This window comes from Streptomyces sp. NPDC017225 (assembly GCF_044331465.1).
Taxonomy (GTDB): domain Bacteria; phylum Actinomycetota; class Actinomycetes; order Streptomycetales; family Streptomycetaceae; genus Streptomyces.
In genome coordinates this window covers 686,768-710,842 of the sequence record NZ_JBIRNE010000003.1, presented here as the reverse complement: position 1 = coordinate 710,842, position 24,075 = coordinate 686,768, and the positions used below count along the sequence as shown (strand labels likewise).

The following is a 24,075-nucleotide window of genomic DNA, read 5'->3' as shown; positions in this document are numbered from 1 at the left end:
CCCCACCCGTGGGACGATGGAGGCTACGTATCGATCCGACCCGAGACCGCAGACACTGCGGACGCCTCAAGAATCAGGACCCTGCGTGCCCGCGATCCCCAGCCATGTGCCCGAGCCGAGCCGTACCGACCCGGCGCTGATCCGCAACTTCTGCATCATCGCGCACATCGACCACGGCAAGTCCACGCTCGCCGACCGGATGCTCCAGCTGACCGGTGTGGTGGAGCAGCGGCAGATGCGCGCCCAGTACCTCGACCGCATGGACATCGAGCGCGAGCGCGGCATCACGATCAAGTCCCAGGCGGTGCGATTGCCGTGGGCCCCCACCCACGACAAGAGCAGCACGCACATCCTCAACATGATCGACACGCCGGGGCACGTCGACTTCACCTACGAGGTCTCGCGGTCGCTGGCCGCCTGCGAGGGCACCATCCTCCTCGTCGACGCCGCCCAGGGCATCGAGGCCCAGACCCTCGCCAACCTCTACCTGGCGATGGAGAACGACCTCACGATCATCCCCGTGCTGAACAAGATCGACCTGCCGGCCGCGCAGCCCGAGAAGTTCGCCGAGGAACTCGCCAACCTGATCGGCTGCGACCCCGCCGACGTGCTCAAGGTCTCCGCCAAGACCGGCCTCGGGGTCGAGGCGCTGCTGGACAAGGTCGTCGCCGAGGTCCCGGCTCCGGTCGGCGTCAAGGACGCCCCCGCCCGCGCGATGATCTTCGACTCCGTCTACGACTCCTACCGGGGTGTCGTGACGTACGTCCGTGTCATCGACGGCCAGCTCAACAGGCGTGAGCGGATCCGGATGATGTCCACCGGCGCCACGCACGAGCTGCTGGAGATCGGCACCAACTCGCCGGAGATGCTCTCCGCCGACGGCCTCGGCGTCGGCGAGGTGGGGTATCTGATCACCGGTGTGAAGGACGTCCGGCAGTCCAAGGTCGGTGACACCGTCACCAGCATGCACAAGGGCGCCGAGGAGGCGCTCGGCGGTTACAAGGACCCGAGGCCCATGGTCTTCTCCGGTCTGTATCCGCTGGACGGCTCCGACTACCCCCTGCTGCGCGACGCGCTGGACAAGCTCCTGCTCAACGACGCCGCCCTGGTCTACGAGCCGGAGACCTCCGCGGCCCTCGGCTTCGGCTTCCGCGTCGGCTTCCTGGGCCTGCTGCACCTCGACGTGATCCGCGAGCGGCTGGAGCGCGAGTTCGGCCTCGACCTGATCGCCACCGCGCCCAACGTGGTCTACCGCGTGATCATGGAGGACGGCGTCGAGCACACCGTCACCAACCCGAGCGAGTTCCCCGAGGGCAAGATCGACGCGGTGTACGAGCCGGTCGTGCGCGCCACCATCCTGGCGCCGACCGAGTTCATCGGCGCGATCATGGAGCTGTGCCAGACCAGGCGCGGCACCCTGCTCGGCATGGACTACCTCTCCGAGGACCGGGTGGAGATCCGCTACACCCTCCCGCTCGCGGAGATCGTCTTCGACTTCTTCGACCAGCTGAAGTCGAAGACGCGCGGATACGCGTCGCTGGACTACGAGCCCACCGGCGAGCAGACCTCCAGCCTGGTCAAGGTCGACATCCTGCTGCACGGCGACAAGGTGGACGCCTTCTCGGCGATCACCCACAAGGACGCGGCGTACGCGTACGGCGTGCGGCTCGTCGCCAAGCTGCGCGAGCTGATCCCGCGCCAGGCCTTCGAGGTGCCCATCCAGGCCGCCATCGGCTCCCGGGTGATCGCCCGCGAGACGATCCGCGCCATCCGCAAGGACGTCCTCGCCAAGTGCTACGGCGGTGACATCTCCCGTAAGCGGAAGCTGCTGGAGAAGCAGAAGGAGGGCAAGAAGCGGATGAAGATGGTGGGTTCCGTGGAGGTCCCGCAGGAGGCCTTCATCGCGGTCCTGTCCAGTGATGACAACGCGGGGTCGGGCAAGGCCAAGAAGTAGCCGCGACCGTCCTCGCGACGCCTGCCGCCCACCCGGCGAAACGGACACGAGGGGCCCGCCGTGCGAAAGCGCGGCGGGCCCCTTCGCATGTCACGGGTGGGCTTCCGTGTGAAGTGACAGGGCGCGGAGACTTACGCACGGGCCGGTCGCCCTTTACTCTGATGCCTGCTCGCTAGTTACTCGCGAGTTAAACAACGCCTGAGCAGGCCGGAACAACCGCCCGAGAGTGAACCAGCCACACCTGAACCAGCCACACCAGAACCAGCCGCACCTGAGCCGGTCGTAACGAGCAGAACGAGCAGGCCGCACCGTCGCGGGCCCACGGAGGATGTCGTGAGCGACACACAGACACTGATCGAGAACCGTCCGCCCTCCGTGGCGGGACTCTTCCTGGAGCGGGTGACGGCCACGCCGGACGCCGAGGCGTACCGCTACCCGGTGCCGTCGGCCTCCGGCGGGGGTCCGGACGACTGGAAGTCGCTGACCTGGGCGCAGGCGGCCGAGCGGGTCCACGCGATCGCGGCCGGTCTGATCGAGCTGGGCATCCGGCCGCAGCAGCGCGTGGCACTGGCCTCCGCCACCCGGCTGGAGTGGATCCTCGCCGACCTCGGCATCATGTGCGCCGGCGCGGCGACGACCACCGTCTACCCGCAGACCAACGCCGACGAGTCCGCGTACATCCTCTCCGACTCCGAGAGCCGGGTGCTGATCGCGGAGGACGCCGCGCAGCTGGCCAAGGCCAGGGAGAAGAAGGCGGAGCTGCCCGACCTCACCCACGTCGTGGTGATCGACGCGACCGACGCCGACACCACCGAGGACTGGGTCCTCACTCTCGGCGCGCTGGAGGCCCTCGGCGCGGCCCGCCTGGAGAAGGAGCCGGAGCTGATCAAGGAGCGGGTCGGTGCGCTCACCAGGGACCAGCTCGCCACCCTCATCTACACCTCCGGCACCACCGGCCGGCCCAAGGGCGTCCGTCTCCCGCACGACTGCTGGTCGTACATGGCCAAGGCGATCGCCGCGACCGGCCTGGTCACCGGCGACGACGTGCAGTACCTGTGGCTGCCGCTCGCGCACGTCTTCGGCAAGGTGCTGACCTCCGGCCAGATCGAGGTCGGTCACGTCACCGCCGTCGACGGCCGGGTCGACAAGATCATCGACAATCTGCCGGTCGTCCGGCCGACCTACATGGCGGCCGTGCCGCGCATCTTCGAGAAGGTCTACAACGGCGTCGCCGCCAAGGCCCGGGCGGGCGGCGGAGCCAAGTACAAGATCTTCCAGTGGGCCGCCGGCGTCGCCCGCGAGTACGCCAAGGTCACTCAGGACAACTTCAAGCGCACCGGCACCGCCAGTGCCCCCTTCGGCCTGTCCGCCAAGCACGGCATCGCCGACAAACTCGTCTACGCCAAGATCCGCGAGGCCTTCGGCGGCCGCCTGCGCGCCTGCGTGTCGGGCTCGGCCGCCCTCGCCCCCGACATCGGCTACTTCTTCGCCGGCGCCGGCATCCACATCCTGGAGGGCTACGGCCTCACCGAGTCCTCCGCCGCCTCCTTCGTCAACCCCGGAGAGGCCTACCGCACCGGCACGGTCGGCAAGCCGCTGCCCGGCACCGAGGTGCGCATCGCCGACGACGGCGAGATCCTGCTGCGCGGCCCCGGCATCATGGAGGGCTACCACAAGCTGCCCGAGAAGACCGCCGAGGTCCTGGAGGCCGACGGCTGGTTCCACACCGGCGACATCGGCGAGCTCTCGCCCGACGGCTACCTGCGCATCACGGACCGCAAGAAGGACCTCATCAAAACCTCGGGCGGCAAGTACATCGCGCCCGCCGAGGTCGAGGGCCAGTTCAAGGCGGTGTGTCCCTACGTCTCCAACATCCTGGTGCACGGCGCCGACCGGAACTTCTGCACCGCGCTCATCGCCCTGGACGAGATCGCGATCACCCAGTGGGCGAAGGAGAACGGCCAGGAGGGCAAGCCGTACGCGGAGATCGTCGCGGCGCCCGTGACCGTCGAGATGGTCGACGGCTACGTCAAGCAGCTCAACGAGGGCCTCCAGCGCTGGCAGACCATCAAGAAGTTCCGCCTGCTGCCCCGCGACCTGGACGTCGAGCACGGGGAGATCACCCCGAGCCTGAAACTGAAGCGGCCGGTCGTGGAGCGGGAGTACAAGCACCTGATCGAGGAGATGTACGACGGCTCGCGGGAGTCGTAGCGGGGGCGGGGCACGGGCCGCACGACGCGCGGAACGGGGGCGGGCGTCGTGATCGGCTGATCGGCACGGCCGATGCCCGAACGTGTCCGTCTTCCGGCTGTCTTCGAACGTTCGCCTAGCACGGTTCTCACTCGTGACGGCCCACTTCGGTAACTCCGCGCTTATGGACGGGGTCGGTCTGTCACTCTGTCGGCATCGACTGCGAAGTATTCGCACGAACTGCCCGGGGAGCCGTTCATGGGGGCCATTCCGACGCAACGGGAGACCGTCTCCCGCGCCGGCGTGCTCGCGCACGCCGCTGACGCATCCGCCCAGGAGTGCGCGCGGGCGCACGTGACCCTGCTCGGAAGTTCCCTGGCGCCGGGCGCGGCCCGCGAGATGGTGCGGGCCTCGCTCGCCGGCTGGTCCGCGCTCGGCCTGCCCGGCACGGAACAGCTGACCGAGCATCTCGCCGCCGACGCCCTGGTGGTCGTCAGCGAGCTGGTCACCAACGCCGTCGTGCACGCGGGCACCGACGTCGAGGTGGTCTGCCGGCTTGAGGAGACGGGCACCGTCGTCGTCGAGGCCGCGGACTACCACCCCTGCCGCGCGCCGAGGGGCGGCGACGACGAGACGCCGCACGAGCTCCCGGAGCACGGGCGCGGCCTGCGGCTCGTCGCCGCGCTCTCGGAGGCCTGGGGCATCACCTACCGCCCGGGCACCAAGACGGTGTGGGCGCGGCTGCCGGCCGCGGGCGCCGAGGTCGCCGGGGAGATCGAGGCGTACGCCGGGGGCCGGGGCCTGCGGCGCACCGAGTCCCCGGCCGTGGACCCGCCGGGGGAGGGGCTCGCAGGGTGGGGCGGGCCCGGGGCCCACGGCGATCCGGACCTGGAGGTTCCCGGCGGCCTGGGAGGCCCCGAGGACGCTCCGACGGGCCCCGGGCGCGGGGCAGGCCCCGGCCGCGTGATGGGAGAGTCTGAGCCCGAGTACGAGGAAGCTTTCCGCCGCGACGTAACCTTCCGCCACGACGAGGCCCTCAGTCACGACGAGGCCCTCAGTCACGACGAGGCCCTCAGTCACGACGAGGCCCTCAGTCACGACGAGGCCCTCCGCCACGACCCGGCCCCCGACCGCCGAGAAGCCCCCGACCGCGGGAACGGCCCCGACCGCTCGGACCCCCCGGACCCGCCGGACTGGTGGGACGGCACCGCCGGGACCGGCCGGGGGCGCGGCGTGCGCGACCGGGAGTGGCTGGGCCGTGGCGCCCTGTCCTTCCTCGCCGAGGCCTCCGACCTCCTGGCCGGGCAGCTCGACGAGGACCTGGTCGCCTCCCTCACCGGCCAGCTGATCGTGCCGAGGCTCGCCGACTGGTGCGGCGTGTGGCTGGAGGACGAGTCCCTGGGCCGGGCGGCCTGGAGCGACGACCCGGGCGCGGCCGTGGGGACCCGCCTGGCCCGCGTCTGGCACGCCGGCGAGAGCCACTTCGAGGAACTGCGCCGGGCCCTGGAGAAGGACCCGCCGCGCCCCCACGACCCGTGGCGTTCCGGCCCCGTCGCCCACCCCTGGCCGGCCGAGGTGCTCGGCCCGGACGCCGCGCGGGGCACCGCGCTCGCCTACCGCCTGGTCGCCGGCGGCCGGCCGCTGGGCACCCTGGTCATCGGCCGGGCCGGCCCCGCCGGCTTCCCCGACGAGATCACCGGCCTCGTCGAGGACCTCAGCCGCCGGGTGGCGCTCGCCATCGGCGCCGCCCGCCAGTACGCCCGGCAGGCCACCATCAGCGCCGTCCTCCAGCGCGGCCTGCTGCCCGGCGCCGTCGCCGAGATCCCCGGCGTACGCAGCGCCCTCGTCTACGAACCGTGCGACAAGGGCGGCCCCAGCGGCGACTTCTACGACCTCTTCCCGGCCGGCGAGGGCCGCTGGTGCTTCGCCGTCGGCGACGTCCAGGGCAAGGGACCGGAGGCCGCCGTCGTCATCGGCCTCGCCCGGCCCTGGCTGCGGCTGCTGGCCCGCGAGGAGTACGAGGTCCCCGACGTCCTCGACCGCCTCAACCAGCTCCTCCTCGACGACGCCACCGAGGCCGCGGACGCCGCCGCCCGCGCCCTGGTCGCCGTCGGACCTCCGGTTGCCCCGGGCGACGGACCGCAGACCCGCTTCCTGTCCATGCTCTACGGCGAACTGGTCCCCTTCGACGGCGGTGTCCGCTGCACCCTCGCCTCCGCCGGGCACCCGCTGCCGCTGCTCCTGGGCCCCGACGGCACGGTGCGCGCGGTAGCGCGGCCGCAGACGCTGCTCGGGGTCGTCGAGGACGCGACGTACACCAGCGAGACCTTCGAGCTGCGGTCCGGCGACACCCTGCTCTGCGTCACGGACGGGGTCACCGAGCGGCGCAGCGGCTCCCGGCAGTTCGACGACGGGGACGGTCTCGCCGTCGCGCTCGCCGGATGCGCGGGGCTGGACGCCGGGCTGGTCGCCGAGCGGATCAGACGGCTGGTGCACGAGTTCGGGCCCCGGCCCCCGGAGGACGATCTGGCCCTGCTGGTGCTCCAGGCCGAGTAACCACGGCCGTACGGGACAATGGAACGCATGCCCTCCGCACTCCCCGACGGCGAACCCGTCCCCGCCGACGGCGCCCTCCCGGCGTCCGCGCTCGCCGGCGCCGCCGACCGCCCCCTAGGCTTCTACCTGCACGTGCCGTACTGCGCGACCCGCTGCGGCTACTGCGACTTCAACACGTACACCGCGACCGAGCTGCGCGGCACCGGCGGCGTCCTCGCCTCCCGGGACAACTACGCCGAGACGCTCGTCGACGAGGTCCGCCTGGCCCGCAAGGTGCTCGGCGACGACCCCCGCGAGGTCCGCACGGTCTTCGTCGGCGGTGGTACGCCCACCCTGCTGGCCGCCGGCGACCTGGTGCGGATGCTGCACGCGATCCGCGACGAGTTCGGCCTCGCGGCGGACGCGGAGATCACGACGGAGGCCAACCCGGAGTCCGTCGACCCGGCCTACCTCGCCACCCTCCGCGAGGGCGGCTTCAACCGGATCTCCTTCGGCATGCAGAGCGCGCGGCAGCACGTCCTGAAGGTGCTCGACCGCAACCACACCCCGGGCCGCCCCGAGGCCTGCGTCGCGGAGGCCCGCGCGGCCGGCTTCGACCACGTCAACCTCGACCTGATCTACGGCACCCCCGGCGAGAGCGACGACGACTGGCGCGCCTCCCTCGACGCGGCGCTCGGCGCCGGCCCCGACCATGTCTCCGCGTACGCGCTGATCGTCGAGGAGGGCACCCAGCTGGCCCGCCGCATCCGGCGCGGCGAGGTCCCCATGACCGACGACGACGTCCACGCCGACCGGTACCTGATCACCGAGGAGACGCTCTCCGCGGCGGGCTTCGACTGGTACGAGGTGTCGAACTGGGCCACCTCCGACGCGGGCCGCTGCCTGCACAACGAGCTGTACTGGCGCGGCGCCGACTGGTGGGGCGCGGGACCGGGAGCGCACAGCCACGTGGGCGGCGTGCGGTGGTGGAACGTGAAGCACCCGGGGGCGTACGCGGGAGCGCTGGCGGCCGGGAAGTCACCGGGCGCCGGACGCGAGATCCTCACGGACGAGGACCGGCGCGTCGAGCGCGTCCTGCTGGAGCTGCGCCTGAGGGAAGGCGTCCCGCTGTCGCTGCTGAGGGAAGCGGGGCTCACGGCGTCGCGCCGGGCGCTGGGCGAGGGGCTGCTGCAGGAAGAGCCCTACGAGGCCGGGCGCGCGGTGCTGACGCTGCGCGGGCGGTTGCTGGCGGACGCGGTGGTGCGGGACCTGGTGGACTGATCACTCGGGTGAGTGAATCGGTGCGGATCGGAGGTTCGGTCCCTAGTCTGGTTCGTAGGCTGCCGCCAAAAGGACGCGGCGGATGTGGAGGGCCACGGAGATGACCGCTGTGGACGAGTACGGGATGGCCAAGTTCCTCGAGGATTTCGAACCTCCGGAGGGCCTCACAGCTGAGCTTCTCCGGGGGGAAATCGTGATGATGGCCAGTCCTGATCTGGTGCACAACATCATCGTTTTGCTGATGAGCAGGCAGATTCCCCTCGAACGCTGGTACGGCCTCCAGACACAGGACATCGACATCCTGGACGAGGCCAGCGTGCCCGTGCCAGACCTGGTCGTCGTGGCACCTGATGCCTTGCCCGAGGCGGGCCGCCTGATTCCGTCCCAGCTGATCACCATGGTCGTCGAGGTGGTTTCCAAAACCAGTGTTCACCGGGATTACGGTGTGAAGCGCTCGATCTACGCCGCGGGTGAAGTGTCCGCCTACCTCATCGTTGATCCGATCATGGCGCAGTGCGTCCTGTTGACGGATCCCGACGGAAAGGGGGACCAAGCCGACTACCGGACGCAGCACATCGCGAAGTTCGGTGAACCGGTTGCGCTGGACGTCCTGGGAATCGAGCTGGACACCAGTGGTTTCGGCACCTTCCCCGGCGTCAGGCCCCACCGCTACCCGTGACGAAATCGATCAGCTCCTCCACCCGCCCCAGCAGCTGCGGCTCCAGGTCCTTGTAAGACCCCACCCGCGCCAGGATCGCCTGCCACACCGCGCCCGTGTTCTCCGGCGGCCACCCCAGCGCCCGGCACACCCCCGTCTTCCAGTCCTGCCCGCGCGGCACCCGCGGCCAGCCGGGAATCCCCAGGGACGACGGCTTCACCGCCTCCCAGATGTCGATGTACGGGTGCCCCACGACCAGCGCGTGCTCGCTCGTCACCGCCTCCGCGATCCGCCACTCCTTCGAACCCGGCACCAGGTGGTCCACCAGGACCCCGAGCCGCGCGTCCGGACCGGGGGCGAACTCGGCGACGATCGACGGGAGATCGTCCACGCCGCCCAGGTACTCCACGACGACACCCTCGATGCGCAGGTCGTCGCCCCACACCTTCTCGACCAGCTCGGCGTCGTGCCGCCCCTCGACGTAGATGCGCCCGGCGCGCGCGACCCGCGCGCGTGCGCCGGGGACGGCGACCGAACCGGACGCCGTACGGGAGGGGCGCGCCGGACCGGAGGAGGGGCGGACCAGCGTCACCACCCGCCCCTCCAGCAGGAAGCCGCGCGGCTCCATCGGGAACACCCGGTGCTTGCCGAAGCGGTCCTCCAGGGTCACCGTGCCCGCCTCGCAGCCGATCACCGCGCCGCAGAAACCGGTGCCGGGCTCCTCGACCACCAGGCCGGGATCGGCCGGGACCTCCGGAACCGGCTGCGGTTTCTTCCACGGAGGGGTCAGGTCGGCGGAGTACTGGCGCATTCTGATGACGGTACGAGAAGCGGGCGCGTCGTGATCGGTCCGACACGCTGAACCGGGTCCGTCGTGATCAGCGCGACACGCCGAACCGGGCAGCCAGCGCGTCCCGTTGAGCCCGCACGAAGCCCGCGTCCACCACCGCTCCGTGACCGGGAACGTACAGAGCGTCCTCGCCGCCCAGGTCCAGCAGCCGGTCCAGCGCGGCCGGCCAGCGTGCCGGTACGGCGTCCGGGCCCGCCTGCGGCTCCCCCGACTCCTCGACCAGGTCACCGCAGAAGACGACCGCCGGGTCGCCCGGCACCAGCACCGCGAGATCGTGGGCGGTGTGCCCCGGGCCCACGTCGGCGAGCAGGACCCGCCGGCCGCCGCCCAGGTCGAGCGTGCGCTCGCCGCGGACCTCGTGGCCGACGCGGACGAGAGCGTCGGCCGCCTCCCGCGCCGCCCGCGCGTCCAGCCCCTCCGCCACCGCGTCCGAACGGAGCGCCTCCCGCCCCTGTCCGCCCCGCGCGAACACCGCGTCCGTCCCCACCGCGCCGTAGACCTCCGTGCCCCGGGGACCCGCGAACGCCGCCGCGCCGAAAACGTGGTCGAAGTGCGGGTGCGTCAGCGCGAGATGTGTCACATGGTGACCGGCGAGTTCCCGCGCCCCCGCGCGCAACCGGGCGCCCTCACCGAGACTCGACCCCGCGTCGACCATCAGCGCCGCGTCCGCGCCGACGACCAGCCCCGCCGTGCAGTCCCACACCGGCAGCCGGCGCCGCCCCACCCCCGCCGCCAGCCGCTCCCACCCCAGGTCCTCCCAAGTCACCGTCACGGCGACGACGCTAGCGCTGTGCCGCCTCCGCGCACGGAGGGCGTGCCCCGGCCTTGCCGGGGGCGTACCCCACGGCCGTACACTGGGCCGGGGAAGTCTGGCACTCGCGCACCGTGAGTGCCAGGGAAGACAGTGGGGCCCCCGGCAGGACGCCGGCGGACGACGAGATCTTGGAGGTGTGCGCGAGTGCTCAGTGAACGCAGGCTCGAGGTGCTGCGCGCCATCGTCCAGGACTACGTCGGCACCGAGGAGCCGGTCGGCTCCAAGGCCCTCACCGAGCGGCACAACCTCGGCGTCTCACCGGCCACCGTGCGCAACGACATGGCGGCCCTGGAGGACGAGGGGTTCATCGCCCAGCCGCACACCAGCGCCGGGCGCATCCCGACCGACAAGGGCTACCGGCTCTTCGTCGACAAGCTGGCCGGCGTCAAGCCGATGACCGGGCCCGAGCGGCGTGCCATCCAGAACTTCCTGGAGGGCGCCGTCGACCTCGACGACGTGGTGGCCCGCACGGTGCGGCTGCTCGCGCAGCTGACCCGGCAGGTCGCCGTCGTGCAGTACCCGTCGCTGACCCGCTCGACCGTGCGGCACGTGGAGTTGCTCTCCCTGGCGCCCGCGCGGCTGATGCTGGTGCTGATCACCGACACCGGCCGGGTCGAGCAGCGGATGGTCGACTGCCCGGCGCCGTTCGGCGAGGCGTCCCTGGCGGACCTGCGCGCGCGGCTCAACAGCCGGGTCGCCGGGCGCCGCTTCTCGGACGTGCCGAGCCTGGTGGAGGACCTGGCGGAGGCCTTCGAGGCCGAGGACCGGGGTACGGTCTCCACCGTGCTCTCCACTCTCCTGGAGACGCTGGTCGAGGAGAACGAGGAGCGGCTGATGATCGGCGGCACCGCCAATCTGACCCGCTTCGGGCACGACTTCCCCTTGGTGATCCGACCCGTCCTCGAGGCGCTGGAGGAGCAGGTCGTGCTCCTCAAGCTGCTCGGCGAGGCGAAGGATCCGGGCGTGACCGTCCGTATCGGTCATGAGAACGCCCACGAAGGACTCAACTCAACGTCCGTCGTGTCGGTGGGCTACGGTTCGGGCGGCGAGGCGGTTGCCAAGCTCGGCGTGGTCGGACCGACCCGCATGGATTACCCGGGAACGATGGGAGCGGTACGCGCAGTGGCACGGTACGTCGGACAGATCCTGGCGGAGTCGTAGGTGGCCACGGACTACTACGCCGTACTCGGCGTACGCCGCGACGCGTCCCAGGACGAGATCAAGAAGGCGTTCCGGAGGCTCGCCCGCGAGCTGCATCCGGACGTCAACCCCGATCCGAAGACCCAGGAGCGGTTCAAGGAGATCAACGCCGCCTACGAGGTGTTGTCGGACCCGCAGAAGAAGCAGGTCTACGACCTCGGCGGCGACCCCCTCTCGCAGGCCGGCGGCGGTGGCGCGGGTGGCTTCGGCGCGGGTGGCTTCGGGAACTTCTCGGACATCATGGACGCGTTCTTCGGTACGGCGTCGCAGCGCGGGCCGCGCTCGCGCACCCGCCGCGGCCAGGACGCGATGATCCGCATCGAGGTCGAGCTGGACGAGGCGGCCTTCGGTACGACCAAGGACATCCAGGTCGACACCGCGGTCGTCTGCAACACCTGCAACGGCGAGGGCGCCGCCCCGGGCACCAGTGCCCAGACGTGCGACATGTGCCGTGGTCGCGGTGAGGTGTCGCAGGTCACGCGGTCCTTCCTGGGCCAGGTCATGACCTCGCGCCCCTGCCCGCAGTGCCAGGGTTTCGGCACCGTGGTCCCGACCCCGTGCCCCGAGTGCGCGGGCGACGGCCGGGTCCGCTCCCGGCGCACCCTGACCGTGAAGATCCCGGCCGGCGTCGACAACGGCACCCGGATCCAGCTCGCGGGCGAGGGCGAGGTCGGCCCCGGCGGCGGCCCCGCCGGTGACCTGTACGTCGAGATCCACGAACTGCCCCACTCGACCTTCCAGCGCCGGGGCGACGACCTGCACTGCACGGTCACCATCCCGATGACGGCGGCGGCCCTGGGCACGAAGGTGCCGCTGGAGACGCTCGACGGCGTGGAGGAGATCGACATCCGCCCGGGCACCCAGTCCGGCCAGTCGGTCCCGCTGCACGGGCGCGGCGTCACCCACCTGCGCGGCGGCGGCCGGGGCGACCTCATCGTCCACGTCGAGGTCCTGACCCCGAGCAAGCTCGACCCCGAGCAGGAACGCCTGCTCCGCGAGCTGGCCAAGCTGCGTGGCGAGGAGCGTCCGCAGGGACAGTTCCAGCCCGGGCAGCAAGGGCTGTTCTCGCGGTTGAAGGACGCGTTCAACGGGCGCTGACACCCGGTGCCCACAAGCCCCTGGCGAGGCCCGCGCCAGGGGCTTTCCCATGGGTACGGGACGGTCGCGCGACGGGGATGCTCCTGGCGTATGCCGACGGAAGCCCGGATTCGGACCCGTCCACAGGACGTGACACCATGCGGTCATGTCCTCCGCACTGACCGATCTTTTCCCCTATCCGATCGTGCAGGCGCCCATGGCGGGCGGCGTCTCCGTGCCGCGGCTCGCCGCCGCGGTCTGCGAGGCGGGCGGACTGGGATTCCTGGCCGCCGGGTACAAGACCGCGGACGGGATGTACCAGGAGATCAAGCAGTTGCGGGGACTGACCGCCCGCCCTTTCGGCGTCAACCTCTTCATGCCGCAGCCGGAGTCGGCCGACCCGTCCGCAGTCGGGGTCTACGCCCACCAGCTGGCCGGTGAGGCCGCCTGGTACGAGACGGAGCTCGGTGACCCCGAGTGCGGCCGGGACGACGGCTACGACACCAAGCTCGCGGTGCTGCTGGACAACCCGGTGCCGGTGGTGTCGTTCCACTTCGGCGTCCCGAGCCGTGAGGTCGTCGACTCCCTGCACCGGGTCGGCACCTTCGCCCTGGTCGCCGCGACCACCGCGGAGGAGGCCCGGGCCGTGGAGCTGTCCGGCGCCGACGCGGTGATCGCGCAGGGCGCCGAGGCCGGCGGACACCAGGGCACCCACCGGGACAACCCGGAGACGGGCGGCGCCGGCACCGGACTGCTGTCGCTGGTCGCCCAGGTCCGGGAGGCGGTGCACCTGCCGGTCATCGCCGCCGGCGGCATCATGCGCGGTGGTCAGATCGCCGCGGTCCTCGCGGCCGGCGCGAGCGCCGCCCAGCTCGGCACCGCCTTCCTCGCCACCTCCGAGTCCGGCGCGCACGCGCTGCACAAGCAGGCGCTGACCAACCCCCTGTTCGTCCGCACCGAGCTGACCCGCGCCTTCTCCGGCCGCCCCGCCCGCGGCCTGGTCAACCGCTTCCTGCGCGAGCACGGCCCCTACGCCCCCGCCGCCTACCCGGAGGTCCACCACCTCACCGCCCCGCTGCGCAAGGCGGCGGCGAAGGCGGGCGACGCGCAGGGCATGGCGCTCTGGGCGGGACAGGGCCACCGGATGGCCCGGGAACTCCCCGCCGGTCAGCTGGTGGAGGTGCTGGTGGCCGAACTCGCCACCGCGGGGACAGCGTTGTCGGGTCTCGCGACGGGAGGTACGGGCCGATGACGGCACCGGTGTTCGTGGTCGGCTCCCTCCAGCCGGGGGACCTGCCCGGCGGCGAGTACGTCCTCGACGGCCCCGAGGGACGGCACGCCGTCTCCGTGAAGCGGCTGCGGACCGGTGAGGACGTCGTCCTCACCGACGGACGCGGGCGCTGGGCCGAGGGCGTGGTGAAGACCGCCGAGGGCAAGGACCGGCTCGTCGTCACCGTCGTGGACGGCGTGCGCGAGGAGCCCGAGGAGCGGCCCCGTGTCACCGTCGTCCAGGCCCTGCCCAAGGGTGACCGCGGTGAGCTGGCCGTCGAGACGATGACCGAGGTCGGTGTCGACGCGATCGTGCCGTGGGCGGCGTCCCGCTGCATCACCCAGTGGAAGGGCGACCGCGGCCTGAAGGCGCTCGGCAAGTGGCGGGCGACGGCCCGGGAGGCCGGCAAGCAGTCCCGCCGGGTCCGCTTCCCCGACGTCGCGGACGCGGCGACGAGCAAGCAGGTTGCCTCACTTCTGGCCGACGCCGACTTCGCCGCCGTACTCCACGAGAGCGGCGACGAGCCGCTGGCCGCCACCGAACTCCCCACCACCGGTGACATCGTGCTGGTCGTCGGCCCCGAAGGCGGGGTCTCCCCCGAGGAGTTGGCCCTCTTCGCCGAGGCCGGCGCGAAGCCCTACCGTCTGGGGCGCAGCGTCCTGCGCACCTCCACGGCCGGCACCGCGGCGACGGCGCTCCTCCTGGCCCGCACGGGCCGCTGGTCCTGAGGCGGCGACGACGGCCGCGCCTGACCGTACGGTTCAGCCGTCCACCGCGCGGGCCGCGGCGACCGCCTGGAACAGCTCCCAGCCGTCCAGGTCCGCGGACCGGTCGAGCAGCCCGCGCCGGGCCCCCTCGTCGACGAAGGCCCGTACGACACCGGGTTCGTGCAGGTTGAGCGACGCGTCCCGCACAGCCACGCAGCCCGAGTGCAGGAAGCCGTCGGGGACGAACCGTCCCTCGCCGCTCCGGAAGAGCAGGCGGGTCCGCGTCCCGTCCCGGGCCAGGGTGAGGACCTCCGCGCACGAGCCCGTGACGCTGTGCCGGTGACGCACCGACCACACGTAGGTGGCTGTCTCGTCCACGACGAGCCTTCTCGGCCGCCGTCCGCCGCTCATGGGCCCACGGTAGCGAGAGGTGGCCCGTATGCGCTCTACCGCGGGCCCCGCACCGGTGGCAGGCTGCCCTCCATGGGGGCATTGAGGCGGATATGGCGTGTGGCTCCGGTGGTCGTCGGTTCGGTGGTCGCCGTCGGCGGTGTGGTCGCGTGCGACCCGGGCGGACTCAGCTCCGCGTCGGTGGCGCTCACGACCGACCAGACCGTGACCCGCGAACTGGAGCGGCAGAAGGCGGACGTCCGGTGGATCACCTGCACCGCCTCCGTCGGCGACGGAGACGGCGGCGGAGGCGACGGCGGTGCCACCGCCTCGGCCGGTGAGGACACCGTCGCCTCCGTCGACTGCGAGGGGGAGACCGGCGACGGGAAGGACATCACCGTCGACGGCGAGGTGACCCGGGTCGTCAACGGCGCCTGTGTGCGCGGCGATCTCACCGCGAAGGTGGACGGCGAGGAGTGGTTCCGCGTCAAGGGGCTGGGCAACTGCGACACCACGAGCGCCCCGCCGGACGACCGGCCCTCCCCGCACCGGCCGGGGCCCACGGTGACCGTCACCCGCACCATCTGGTGCCCGGACGACCCGCACTGCCGACCGGTCGAGGGCAAATAGGCCGGTGGCCCGGTGGCCGGTATGTGATCCAAACCTCTGTCGGCGGGCCCCGCCCCTGCATAGGGTGAGGGGGTGACACAGCCCGCAGCGCCTGCCTACCTCCGTTTTCCGCACCCGCACGGCGAGTTGGTCGCCTTCACCGCCGAGGACGACGTGTGGCTCGCCCCGCTCGACGGCGGCCGGGCCTGGCGGGTCAGCGCCGACAACGTACCGGTGAACCACCCCCGCGTCTCGCCCGACGGCACCACGGTCGCCTGGACCTCCACCCGCGACGGCGCCCCCGAGGTGCACATCGCCTCCGCCGACGGCGGCCCCGCCAAGCGCCTCACCCACTGGGGCAGCCTGAGGACCCAGGTACGCGGCTGGACCCCCGAGGGCCAGGTCCTCGCCCTGAGCACCTACGGACAGGCCAGCCTCCGCCGCAGCTGGGCCCGTGCCGTCCCGCTCGACGGCGGACCGGCCACCACCCTGCCGTACGGGCCCGTCGGCGACGTCGCGTACGGACCGCGCACCGTGCTGCTGTCCGCGCCGATGGGCCGCGAGGCCGCCTGGTGGAAGCGCTACCGGGGCGGCACGGCGGGCAAGCTGTGGATCGACGCCGAGGACGACGGCGAGTTCGTACGGCTCCACGCCGGCCTCGACGGCAACATCGAGTATCCCTTCTGGGTCGGCGACCGCATCGCGTTCCTCTCCGACCACGAGGGCACCGGCGCCCTGTACTCCTCCGTCGCCGACGGCTCCGACCTGCGCCGGCACACCCCTCTCGACGGTTTCTACGCCCGGCACGCCGCCACCGACGGCACCCGCGTCGTCTACTCCAGCGCCGGTGAACTGTGGACGCTGGACGACCTGGAGGCGGCCGAGCCGCGCCGGCTCGACATCCGCGTCGGCGGCTCGCGCGTGGACCTCCAGGCGTACCCGGTGAACGCCGCCCGCTGGTTCGGCTCCGCGTCCCCCGACCACACCGCGCGCGGCAGCGCCGTCGCCGTACGCGGCGGCGTCCACTGGATCACCCACCGCTCCGGACCGGCCCGCGCGCTGGCCGCGCGGCCCGGCGTCCGCACCCGGCTGCCGCGCGCCTTCCGCGCCGACGGCGAGGAGTGGGTGGTGTGGGTGACGGACGCCGAGGGCGACGACGCCCTGGAGTTCGCGCCCGCCACCGGACTCGCGCCCGGCGCCACCGCGCGCCGCCTCGCCGCCGGACAGCTCGGCCGTGTGCTGGTTCTCGCCATGGCCCCCGACGGCAGCCGCGCCGCCGTCGCCTCGCACGACGGACGCGTCCTGCTCGTCGAGCGGGAGACCGGCGAGGTCCGCGAGGTCGACCGCAGTGAGGACGGCGACGTCTCCGGGCTGGTCTTCTCGCCCGACTCCGCCTGGCTCGCCTGGTCGCATCCCGGCCCGGACCCGCTGCGCCAGCTCAAGCTCGCCAACACCACCGACCTGTCGGTGAGCGAGGCGACCCCGCTGCGCTTCAAGGACTACTCCCCGGCCTTCACCCTGGACGGCAAGCACCTCGCCTTCCTCTCCACCCGCTCCTTCGACCCGGTCTACGACGAGCACGTCTTCGACCTGGCCTTCGTCGAGGGCGCCCGGCCGTACCTGATCACGCTGGCCGCGACCACCCCGTCGCCCTTCGGTCCGCAGCGCCACGGCCGTCCCTTCGAGACACCGGACCGGGAGGAGACCCCCGACAGCGAGGGCACCCCGGCCACCCGGATCGACATCGAGGGCCTCGCCGACCGCATCGTGCCCTTCCCGGTCGAGGCCGCCCGCTACTCCCGGCTGCGCGCCGCCAAGGACGGCGTCCTGTGGCTGCGGCACCCGGTCACCGGCGTCCTCGGCGCCTCCCGCGCCACCCCGGACGCCCCCGACCCGCACACCGAGCTGGAGCGCTACGACCTCGCCCAGCAGCGCGTCGAGCACCTCGCCGCCGACGCCGACCACTTCGAGGTGAGCGGCGACGGCAAGCGGGTGCTGCTGTGGGCCGACGGACGCCTCAAGGTCGTGCCCAGCGACCGGCGGGCCTCGGGCGACGAGGACAGCGACACCAACATCACCGTCGACCTCAGCCGCGTGCGGCAGACCGTCGACCCGGTCGCCGAGTGGCGGCAGATGTACGACGAGACCGGCCGCGTCATGCGGGACAACTTCTGGCGGCCCGACATGAACGGCGTCGACTGGGACGGCGTCCTCGACCGCTACCGGCCCGTCCTGGACCGCCTCGCCACCCACGACGACCTGGTCGACCTCCTGTGGGAGGTGCACGGCGAACTGGGCACCTCGCACGCCTACGTCGCCCCGCGCGGCGGCCACGGCTCCGGCGCCCGGCAGGGCCTGCTCGGCGCCGACCTCTCCCGTCACGAGGACGGCGCCTGGCGCATCGACCGCGTCCTGCCCTCGGAGACCTCCGACCCCGACGCCCGTTCCCCGCTCGCCGCGCCCGGCGTCGCCGTGCGGGCCGGCGACGCGATCGTGGCCGTCGCCGGACAGCCCGTGGACCCGGTCGCCGGGCCCGGCCCGCTGCTGGTCGGCACCGCGGGCAAGCCGGTGGAGCTGACCATCTCCCCGTCCGGCGGCGGCGATCCGCGCCACGCCGTCGTCGTCCCCCTCGCCGACGAGGAGCCCCTGCGCTACCACGCCTGGGTCGCCGACCGCCGCGCCTACGTCCATGAGAAGTCCGGCGGCCGGCTCGGCTATCTGCACGTGCCCGACATGGTCGGCGCCGGCTGGGCCCAGCTCCACCGCGACCTGCGCGTCGAGGTGGCCCGGGAGGGCCTGGTCGTCGACGTCCGCGAGAACCGCGGCGGCCACACCTCCCAGCTGGTCGTCGAGAAGCTGGCCCGGCGCATCGTCGGCTGGGACCTGCCGCGCGGCATGCGGCCCGCCAGCTACCCGCTGGACGCGCCCCGGGGACCGGTCGTCGCCGTCGCCAACGAGTTCTCCGGTTCCGACGGCGACATCGTCAACGCCGCGATCAGGGCGCTCGGCATCGGCCCGGTCGTCGGCACCCGCACCTGGGGCGGCGTCATCGGCATCGACAGCCGCTACCGGCTGGTCGACGGGACGCTGATCACCCAGCCCAAGTACGCCTTCTGGCTGGAGGGCTACGGCTGGGGCGTGGAGAACCACGGCGTCGACCCCGACGTCGAGGTCCCCCAACGCCCCCAGGACCACGCGGCGGGCCGCGACCCCCAGCTGGACGAGGCGATCAGGCTGGCGCTGGAGGCACTGGAGGAGACTCCGGCGAAGACACCGCCGAGCCTGCCGTAGCCGTAGCCGTAGCCGTAGCCGTAGCCGTAGCCCGCGGGTGCGGGCGGCCCACGGCCCGACCGCCACACAGCCCGGCGGATACGATGCCGTAGAAGATCACCGGCGTGAGGAGAGCCCCATGACAGGGGAACCACAGGACGACTGCCTGTTCTGCAAGATCGTCGCAGGTCAGATCCCCGCGACGATCGTCCGCGAGACCGAGACGACCGTCGCCTTCCGGGACATAAACCCCCAGGCGCCCACCCACGTCCTGGTGATCCCCAAGGCGCACTACCGGGACGCCGCCGCCCTCGCCGCCGGCGCCCCGGAACTCGCCGCGGACGTCCTGCGCGAGACCCGGGCGGTCGCGGACCAGGAAAAGCTGGACAGCTACCGCACCGTCTTCAACACCGGAAGCGGCGCGGGCCAGACCGTCTGGCACACCCACGCCCACGTCCTCGGCGGCCGCGGCCTCGAATGGCCCCCCGGATAGGCGTCCCGTGTCCGTACGCGAACTGGTGGTCCTCGGCACCGCCAGCCAGGTCCCGACCCGGCACCGCAACCACAACGGCTACCTGCTGCGCTGGGACGGCGAGGGCATCCTGTTCGACCCCGGCGAGGGCACCCAGCGGCAGATGCTGCGCGCCGGGGTCGCCGCCCACGACCTGAACCGGATCTGCGTCACGCACTTCCACGGCGACCACAGCCTGGGCCTCGCGGGCGTCATCCAGCGGATCAACCTCGACCGGGTCCCGCACGAGGTCACCGCCCACTACCCGCTCTCCGGCCGGCGCTTCTTCGACCGCCTGCGGTACGCCACCGCCTACCGCGAGACGGTCACCCTCACCGAGGCCCCGGTCGCCACCGACGGCGTCCTCGCGGTCACCCCCGCCTACACCCTCGACGCCCACCGGCTCTCCCACCCCGTGGAGTCCTACGGCTACCGCCTCACCGAGCCCGACGGCCGCCGCATGCTGCCCGAGCGCCTCGCCGCGCACGGCATCAAGGGCCCCGACGTGGGCCGCATCCAGCGCGAGGGCTCGCTGAACGGGGTCCCGCTCGACGACGTCAGCGAGATCCGGCGCGGCCAGCGGTTCGCGTTCGTCATGGACACCCGGCTCTGCGAGGGCGTGCACGCGCTGGCCGAGGGCTGCGACCTGCTGGTCATCGAGTCCACCTTCCTCGACGAGGACGAGGCGCTCGCCACCGACCACGGCCACCTCACCGCCGGCCAGGCCGCGCGGGCCGCCCGGGACGCGGGCGTACGGCACCTGGTCCTGACCCACTTCAGCCAGCGCTACTCGGACCCCGGGGAGTTCGAGCGGCAGGCCCGGGCGGCCGGCTACGACGGTGAGCTGACCGTGGCCCACGACCTACTGAGAGTCCCGGTTCCGAAACGCCGGTAAAACGGTCGTACGATTCTCTGATGCCCTTGCCCAAAGCTGAACTGCACCTCCACATCGAAGGCACCCTGGAGCCCGAGCTGGCCTTCGAGCTTGCCGCCCGCAACGGCGTGTCCCTCCCGTACGCGGACACGGACGCGCTGCGCGAGGCGTACCGGTTCGAGGACCTCCAGTCCTTCCTGAACCTGTACTACGAGCTCATGGCCGTCCTGCGCACCGAGCGGGACTTCGAGGACCTGGCGAACGCCTACCTCGCCCGTGCCGCCGCCCAGGGCGTGCGGCACGCGGAGATCTTCTTCGACCCGCAGGCGCACCTCGCCCGGGGCGTGGGGATGGGCACGGTCGTGGAGGGCCTGTGGCGGGCGCTCGGCACCAGCCGCGACAACCACGGCGTCTCCACCCGCCTCATCATGTGCTTCCTGCGCGACGAGTCCGCCGAGTCGGCACTCGCGACCCTCGACGCCGCGAAGCCCCACCTCGACCGCATCACCGGCGTCGGCCTGGACTCGGCCGAGGTCGGCCACCCGCCGGTGAAGTTCCGCGAGGTGTACGAGGCCGCCGCCGCCCTCGGGCTGCGCCGGGTCGCGCACGCGGGCGAGGAGGGGCCGCCGGAGTACGTCACCGAGGCCCTGGACATCCTCGGTGTCGAACGGATCGACCACGGCCTGCGCTCGGTGGAGGACCCGGCGCTGGTCGAGCGGCTGGTGCGCGAGCGCGTCCCGCTGACCCTGTGCCCGCTGTCCAACGTCCGGCTGCGCACGGTCGACACCCTCGCCGACCACCCGCTGCCCGCCATGCTCGACGCGGGCCTGCTCTGCACGGTCAACTCCGACGACCCGGCCTACTTCGGCGGCTACGCGGGCGACAACTTCGACGCCGTACGCCAGTCCCTCGGCCTCACCGAGGAGCGGCTGCGGGAGCTGGCCCGCAACTCCTTCCTCGCCTCCTTCCTGGAGGACGACGAGGAACTGCGGGCCCGTTACCTCGCCGAGGTGGAGGCGTACGAGTTCCCCTCCGCGTGACCCGTCCCGTCCCGGACCCCGGTGTGGCCGCCGCCTGCCGGGGTCCCGCCGTGTCGCGCCATTGACGCCTTCCGTCCCCCTGTCTAACCTCCATCCCTGTACGTGGATGTCATCTACATACACAGACGCAGGCACAGACAACAGGTGCGGAGACAGGGTGAGGGGCGTGGGTCTCGACACCGCCCGCTGACCACGGCCGGACCCGACCTCGTAGGAGCCGCCCCGTGACCCGCGACCTCACCATCGCCGCCGTGCGCCTCACGCCGATCCTGGTGGCCGACCCGCCCCTGCTCAACACGCAGGGCGTCCACCAGCCGTACACCCCCCGCCTGATCGTGGAGGTGGAGACCGCCGACGGCATCACCGGCGTCGGCGAGACGTACGGCGACACCAAGTACCTCGACCTGGCCCGCCCCTTCGCCGGGAAACTCGTCGGCCGCCAGGTCAGTGACCTGGGCGCCCTGTTCCTCCTCGCCGACGAGGTGGCCGTCGACGCCTCCCGGGTCTCCGGACAGGTGGACGTCGGCGGGCTGCGCGGCGTCCAGACCGCCGACAAGCTGCGCCTGTCCGTCGTCTCCGGCTTCGAGGTCGCCTGCCTCGACGCCCTCGGCAAGGCGCTCGGCCTGCCCGTGCACGCCCTGCTGGGCGGCAAGGTGCGCGACGCCGTGGAGTACAGCGCGTACCTCTTCTACAAGTGGGCCGGCCACCCCGAGGGCGTGGCGAGCGAGAAGGACGACTGGGGCGCCGCCGTCGACCCGGCCGGGGTCGTCGCCCAGGCCCGCGCCTTCACCGACCGCTACGGCTTCACGTCCTTCAAGCTCAAGGGCGGCGTCTTCCCGCCCGAGGAGGAGATCGCCGCCGTCAGGGCCCTCGCCGACGCCTTCCCCGGTCACCCCCTGCGTCTCGACCCCAACGGCGCCTGGTCCGTGGAGACCTCGCTGAAGGTCGCCGCGGAACTCGGAGACGTACTGGAGTACCTGGAGGACCCCGCGCTCGGCACCCCGGCCATGGCGGAGGTCGCCGCGCGGACCGGGGTGCCGCTGGCGACCAACATGTGCGTGACGACGTTCGCCGAGATCCAGGAGGCGTTCACCACGGGCGCCGTGCAGGTCGTTCTCTCGGACCACCACTACTGGGGCGGGCTGCGCAACACCCAGCAACTCGCCGCCGTCTGCCGCACCTTCGGCGTCGGGGTCTCCATGCACTCCAACACCCACCTGGGTATCAGCCTCGCCGCCATGACCCACGTGGCGGCCACCGTCCCGAACCTCCACCACGCCTGCGACTCCCACTACCCCTGGCAGTCCGAGGACGTGCTCACCGAACGGCTCACCTTCGAGGGCGGCGGGGTCGCGGTCTCCGACGCGCCCGGTCTCGGCGTCGAACTCGACCGTGACCGGCTGGCGTTCCTGCACCGGCGCTGGCTGGACGACGACGGCACGCTCCGGGACCGCGACGACGCGGCGGCGATGCGGGTGGCCGACCCGGGGTGGGTGACCCCTTCCGTCCCGCGCTGGTGACCGGCCGCACCGCACCGTTCCGGGCGACGGCACCGGCCCGGACGCCGTCGCGTTGTCGGTGACGTGGTGCACACTGGCGGGGTCCGCACCATGCCAGGGAGCGCACCGTGACAGCCTCCACCGCGTCCACCACGTCCACCGCGTCCGCCATGCCCGCCATGCCCCTCGTGCCGGCCGCCGGGAGAACGCACCGCCACGTCCCGGACGAGGCGTCGCACCACCACCCCCAGGTCGATCCCCTCGCCGCCCTGCGCACGCCCCAGGACCCGCCCTGGGACGTGTATCTGACCGGCACCGTCTTCCTCGACGTCATCTTCACCGGGCTCGACTCCGCCCCGGTGCGCGGGACCGAGTCCTGGGCCCGCGGGATGGGCTCCAGCCCGGGCGGCGTGGCGAACATGGCGACCGCGCTGGCCCGGCTCGGCATGCGCACCTCGCTGGCAGCGGCCTTCGGCGACGACCACTACGGCGACTACTGCTGGGACGCTCTCGCGCAGGGTGAGGGCATCGACCTGACCCCCTCGCGCACCGTGCCCGGCTGGCACTCGCCGGTGACGGTCTCGATGGCGTACGAGGGGGAGCGCACCATGGTCTCCCACGGCCACGAGCCGCCGCCGGAGGAACCGTCCCCCGACTGCCCGCCCCGCGCGCGTGCCGCCGTCGCCTCCCTCACGCCCGGCGTCCGCGCCCCCTGGATCGCCCAGGCCGCCGCGCGCGGCACCCGTGTCTTCGCCGACGTCGGCTGGGACGACACAGGCGCCTGGGATCTGGCCGGGCTGCCCGACCTCGCGCACTGCGAGGCCTTCCTGCCGAACGCGGCGGAGGCCATGCGCTACACGGGCGCCACCTGTCCCCGCGCCGCCGCGCACGCCCTGACCGAGCACGTGCCGCTCGCCGTGGTCACCCTCGGCGCCGACGGCGCGTACGCGGTGGACCGGCGTACGGGGGAGAGCGCCGAGGTCCCGGCCATCGAGGTGGCGGCACTGGACCCGACCGGTGCCGGGGACGTCTTCGTGGCCGGGTTCGTCACCGGCACCCTGGCCGGCTGGCCGCTGGCCGACCGTCTCGCCTTCGCCGGTCTGACCGCCGCCCTCTCCGTCCAGGAGTTCGGCGGCTCCCTGTCGGCGCCCGGCTGGTGCGACATCGCCACCTGGTGGCGCAAGGTCCAGTCGGTCCGGGGCCAGGACCCGACGGCCCTGCGCCGCTACGCCTTCCTGGCGGACCTGCTCCCGGACGACCTGCCCGGCTCCTGGCCCCAGCGCCGCGCGGTCCCGACCATCGGCTTCCGCCGCCCGGCCTGAGCGGACACGCTGCCGAGGGGACCG

The 24,075-nt window shown here is 72.6% G+C and carries 19 protein-coding genes; 16 read left to right on the top strand and 3 right to left on the bottom strand.

The genetic code is table 11. The features are described 5' to 3' along the window. The first annotated feature begins 85 nt into the window (after window positions 1-85). From lepA to ACH4NX_RS10420, 5 genes are all read left to right on the top strand, one after another. Window positions 86-1,954, top strand: coding sequence for a translation elongation factor 4 (lepA, locus tag ACH4NX_RS10440; protein WP_279559343.1), 1,869 nt, complete (start codon window positions 86-88; stop codon window positions 1,952-1,954). A gap of 333 nt (window positions 1,955-2,287) precedes the next feature. Then, the gene (locus tag ACH4NX_RS10435; protein ID WP_398128533.1) at window positions 2,288-4,165 is read left to right on the top strand and encodes an AMP-dependent synthetase/ligase; all 1,878 of its coding nucleotides are present in this window, start codon (window positions 2,288-2,290) and stop codon (window positions 4,163-4,165) included. Window positions 4,166-4,402: 237 nt separating this feature from the next. Further along, the gene (locus ACH4NX_RS10430) at window positions 4,403-6,700 is read left to right on the top strand and encodes a SpoIIE family protein phosphatase (protein ID WP_398128532.1); all 2,298 of its coding nucleotides are present in this window, start codon (window positions 4,403-4,405) and stop codon (window positions 6,698-6,700) included. 27 nt (window positions 6,701-6,727) lie between these two features. Next, entirely contained in the window at window positions 6,728-7,960 is a 1,233-nt protein-coding gene (hemW, locus tag ACH4NX_RS10425) for a radical SAM family heme chaperone HemW (protein ID WP_351387968.1), read from the top strand. 100 nt (window positions 7,961-8,060) lie between these two features. Next, on the top strand, window positions 8,061-8,639 hold the full coding sequence (locus ACH4NX_RS10420) for a Uma2 family endonuclease (RefSeq protein ID WP_351387971.1): 579 nt from the start codon (window positions 8,061-8,063) through the stop codon (window positions 8,637-8,639). On the opposite strand, the gene ACH4NX_RS10415 is transcribed toward ACH4NX_RS10420, so the two are convergent. Beyond that, window positions 8,617-9,429, bottom strand: a complete 813-nt coding sequence (locus tag ACH4NX_RS10415) for a DUF3097 domain-containing protein (protein ID WP_398128531.1) — start codon at window positions 9,427-9,429, stop codon at window positions 8,617-8,619. The two genes, ACH4NX_RS10420 and ACH4NX_RS10415, sit on opposite strands and share 23 nt — an antisense overlap. A gap of 67 nt (window positions 9,430-9,496) precedes the next feature. Next, window positions 9,497-10,240, bottom strand: a complete 744-nt coding sequence (locus ACH4NX_RS10410; protein ID WP_398128530.1) for an MBL fold metallo-hydrolase — start codon at window positions 10,238-10,240, stop codon at window positions 9,497-9,499. Between the two features lie 186 nt (window positions 10,241-10,426). Here ACH4NX_RS10410 and hrcA point away from each other — a divergent pair, with 186 nt between their 5' ends. The 4 genes from hrcA to ACH4NX_RS10390 all read left to right on the top strand — a co-directional run bounded on the left by hrcA (window position 10,427) and on the right by ACH4NX_RS10390 (window position 14,557). Continuing rightward, the gene (gene hrcA, locus ACH4NX_RS10405) at window positions 10,427-11,443 is read left to right on the top strand and encodes a heat-inducible transcriptional repressor HrcA (RefSeq protein WP_351387979.1); all 1,017 of its coding nucleotides are present in this window, start codon (window positions 10,427-10,429) and stop codon (window positions 11,441-11,443) included. Beyond that, entirely contained in the window at window positions 11,444-12,580 is a 1,137-nt protein-coding gene (dnaJ, locus tag ACH4NX_RS10400; RefSeq protein ID WP_351387982.1) for a molecular chaperone DnaJ, read from the top strand. Window positions 12,581-12,725: 145 nt separating this feature from the next. Then, window positions 12,726-13,811 carry a nitronate monooxygenase gene (locus ACH4NX_RS10395; RefSeq protein WP_351387985.1) on the top strand — a complete coding sequence of 362 codons (1,086 nt, stop codon included), beginning with the start codon at window positions 12,726-12,728 and terminating at the stop codon, window positions 13,809-13,811. Beyond that, window positions 13,808-14,557, top strand: a complete 750-nt coding sequence (locus tag ACH4NX_RS10390; RefSeq protein WP_351387987.1) for a 16S rRNA (uracil(1498)-N(3))-methyltransferase — start codon at window positions 13,808-13,810, stop codon at window positions 14,555-14,557. Before ACH4NX_RS10395 ends, ACH4NX_RS10390 begins: the two co-directional genes overlap by 4 nt. Before the next feature lie 33 nt (window positions 14,558-14,590). Here ACH4NX_RS10390 and ACH4NX_RS10385 read toward each other — a convergent pair whose 3' ends face one another. Continuing rightward, complete coding sequence (locus ACH4NX_RS10385; RefSeq protein WP_398128529.1) at window positions 14,591-14,947, bottom strand: hypothetical protein; 357 nt, start codon at window positions 14,945-14,947, stop codon at window positions 14,591-14,593. 72 nt (window positions 14,948-15,019) lie between these two features. Between ACH4NX_RS10385 and ACH4NX_RS10380 the strand changes: the two genes are divergently transcribed. The 7 genes from ACH4NX_RS10380 (at window position 15,020) to ACH4NX_RS10350 (ending at window position 24,051) form a co-directional block, all read left to right on the top strand. Next, on the top strand, window positions 15,020-15,556 hold the full coding sequence (locus ACH4NX_RS10380) for a hypothetical protein (protein WP_351387992.1): 537 nt from the start codon (window positions 15,020-15,022) through the stop codon (window positions 15,554-15,556). A gap of 72 nt (window positions 15,557-15,628) precedes the next feature. Continuing rightward, a complete protein-coding gene (locus tag ACH4NX_RS10375) occupies window positions 15,629-18,826 on the top strand; it encodes a S41 family peptidase (protein WP_351387994.1) in 3,198 nt (1,065 codons plus the stop codon). A gap of 118 nt (window positions 18,827-18,944) precedes the next feature. After that, window positions 18,945-19,298: a histidine triad nucleotide-binding protein gene (locus ACH4NX_RS10370; RefSeq protein WP_351387997.1), complete on the top strand. Its 354-nt coding sequence runs from the start codon at window positions 18,945-18,947 to the stop codon at window positions 19,296-19,298. Between the two features lie 7 nt (window positions 19,299-19,305). Beyond that, a complete protein-coding gene (locus ACH4NX_RS10365; protein ID WP_351387998.1) occupies window positions 19,306-20,211 on the top strand; it encodes a ribonuclease Z in 906 nt (301 codons plus the stop codon). A gap of 20 nt (window positions 20,212-20,231) precedes the next feature. Further along, complete coding sequence (locus tag ACH4NX_RS10360) at window positions 20,232-21,230, top strand: adenosine deaminase (RefSeq protein WP_351388000.1); 999 nt, start codon at window positions 20,232-20,234, stop codon at window positions 21,228-21,230. Window positions 21,231-21,454: 224 nt separating this feature from the next. Further along, the gene (locus ACH4NX_RS10355; protein ID WP_351388002.1) at window positions 21,455-22,750 is read left to right on the top strand and encodes a glucarate dehydratase family protein; all 1,296 of its coding nucleotides are present in this window, start codon (window positions 21,455-21,457) and stop codon (window positions 22,748-22,750) included. A gap of 158 nt (window positions 22,751-22,908) precedes the next feature. Next, window positions 22,909-24,051 (top strand): carbohydrate kinase family protein, encoded by a 1,143-nt coding sequence (locus tag ACH4NX_RS10350; RefSeq protein WP_398128562.1) that lies wholly within the window; start codon window positions 22,909-22,911, stop codon window positions 24,049-24,051. Window positions 24,052-24,075 lie beyond the last annotated feature (24 nt).

Coding starts and splice junctions, on each gene's coding strand:
- ACH4NX_RS10430 (WP_398128532.1), top strand. CDS start 4,403: ATGGGGGCCATTCCGACGCAACGGGAGACCGTCTCCCGCGCCGGCGTG.
- hemW (WP_351387968.1), top strand. CDS start 6,728: ATGCCCTCCGCACTCCCCGACGGCGAACCCGTCCCCGCCGACGGCGCC.
- ACH4NX_RS10420 (WP_351387971.1), top strand. CDS start 8,061: ATGACCGCTGTGGACGAGTACGGGATGGCCAAGTTCCTCGAGGATTTC.
- ACH4NX_RS10415 (WP_398128531.1), bottom strand. CDS start 9,429: ATGCGCCAGTACTCCGCCGACCTGACCCCTCCGTGGAAGAAACCGCAG.
- ACH4NX_RS10395 (WP_351387985.1), top strand. CDS start 12,726: ATGTCCTCCGCACTGACCGATCTTTTCCCCTATCCGATCGTGCAGGCG.
- ACH4NX_RS10390 (WP_351387987.1), top strand. CDS start 13,808: ATGACGGCACCGGTGTTCGTGGTCGGCTCCCTCCAGCCGGGGGACCTG.
- ACH4NX_RS10385 (WP_398128529.1), bottom strand. CDS start 14,947: ATGAGCGGCGGACGGCGGCCGAGAAGGCTCGTCGTGGACGAGACAGCC.
- ACH4NX_RS10380 (WP_351387992.1), top strand. CDS start 15,020: ATGGGGGCATTGAGGCGGATATGGCGTGTGGCTCCGGTGGTCGTCGGT.
- ACH4NX_RS10370 (WP_351387997.1), top strand. CDS start 18,945: ATGACAGGGGAACCACAGGACGACTGCCTGTTCTGCAAGATCGTCGCA.
- ACH4NX_RS10360 (WP_351388000.1), top strand. CDS start 20,232: ATGCCCTTGCCCAAAGCTGAACTGCACCTCCACATCGAAGGCACCCTG.
- ACH4NX_RS10350 (WP_398128562.1), top strand. CDS start 22,909: ATGCCCCTCGTGCCGGCCGCCGGGAGAACGCACCGCCACGTCCCGGAC.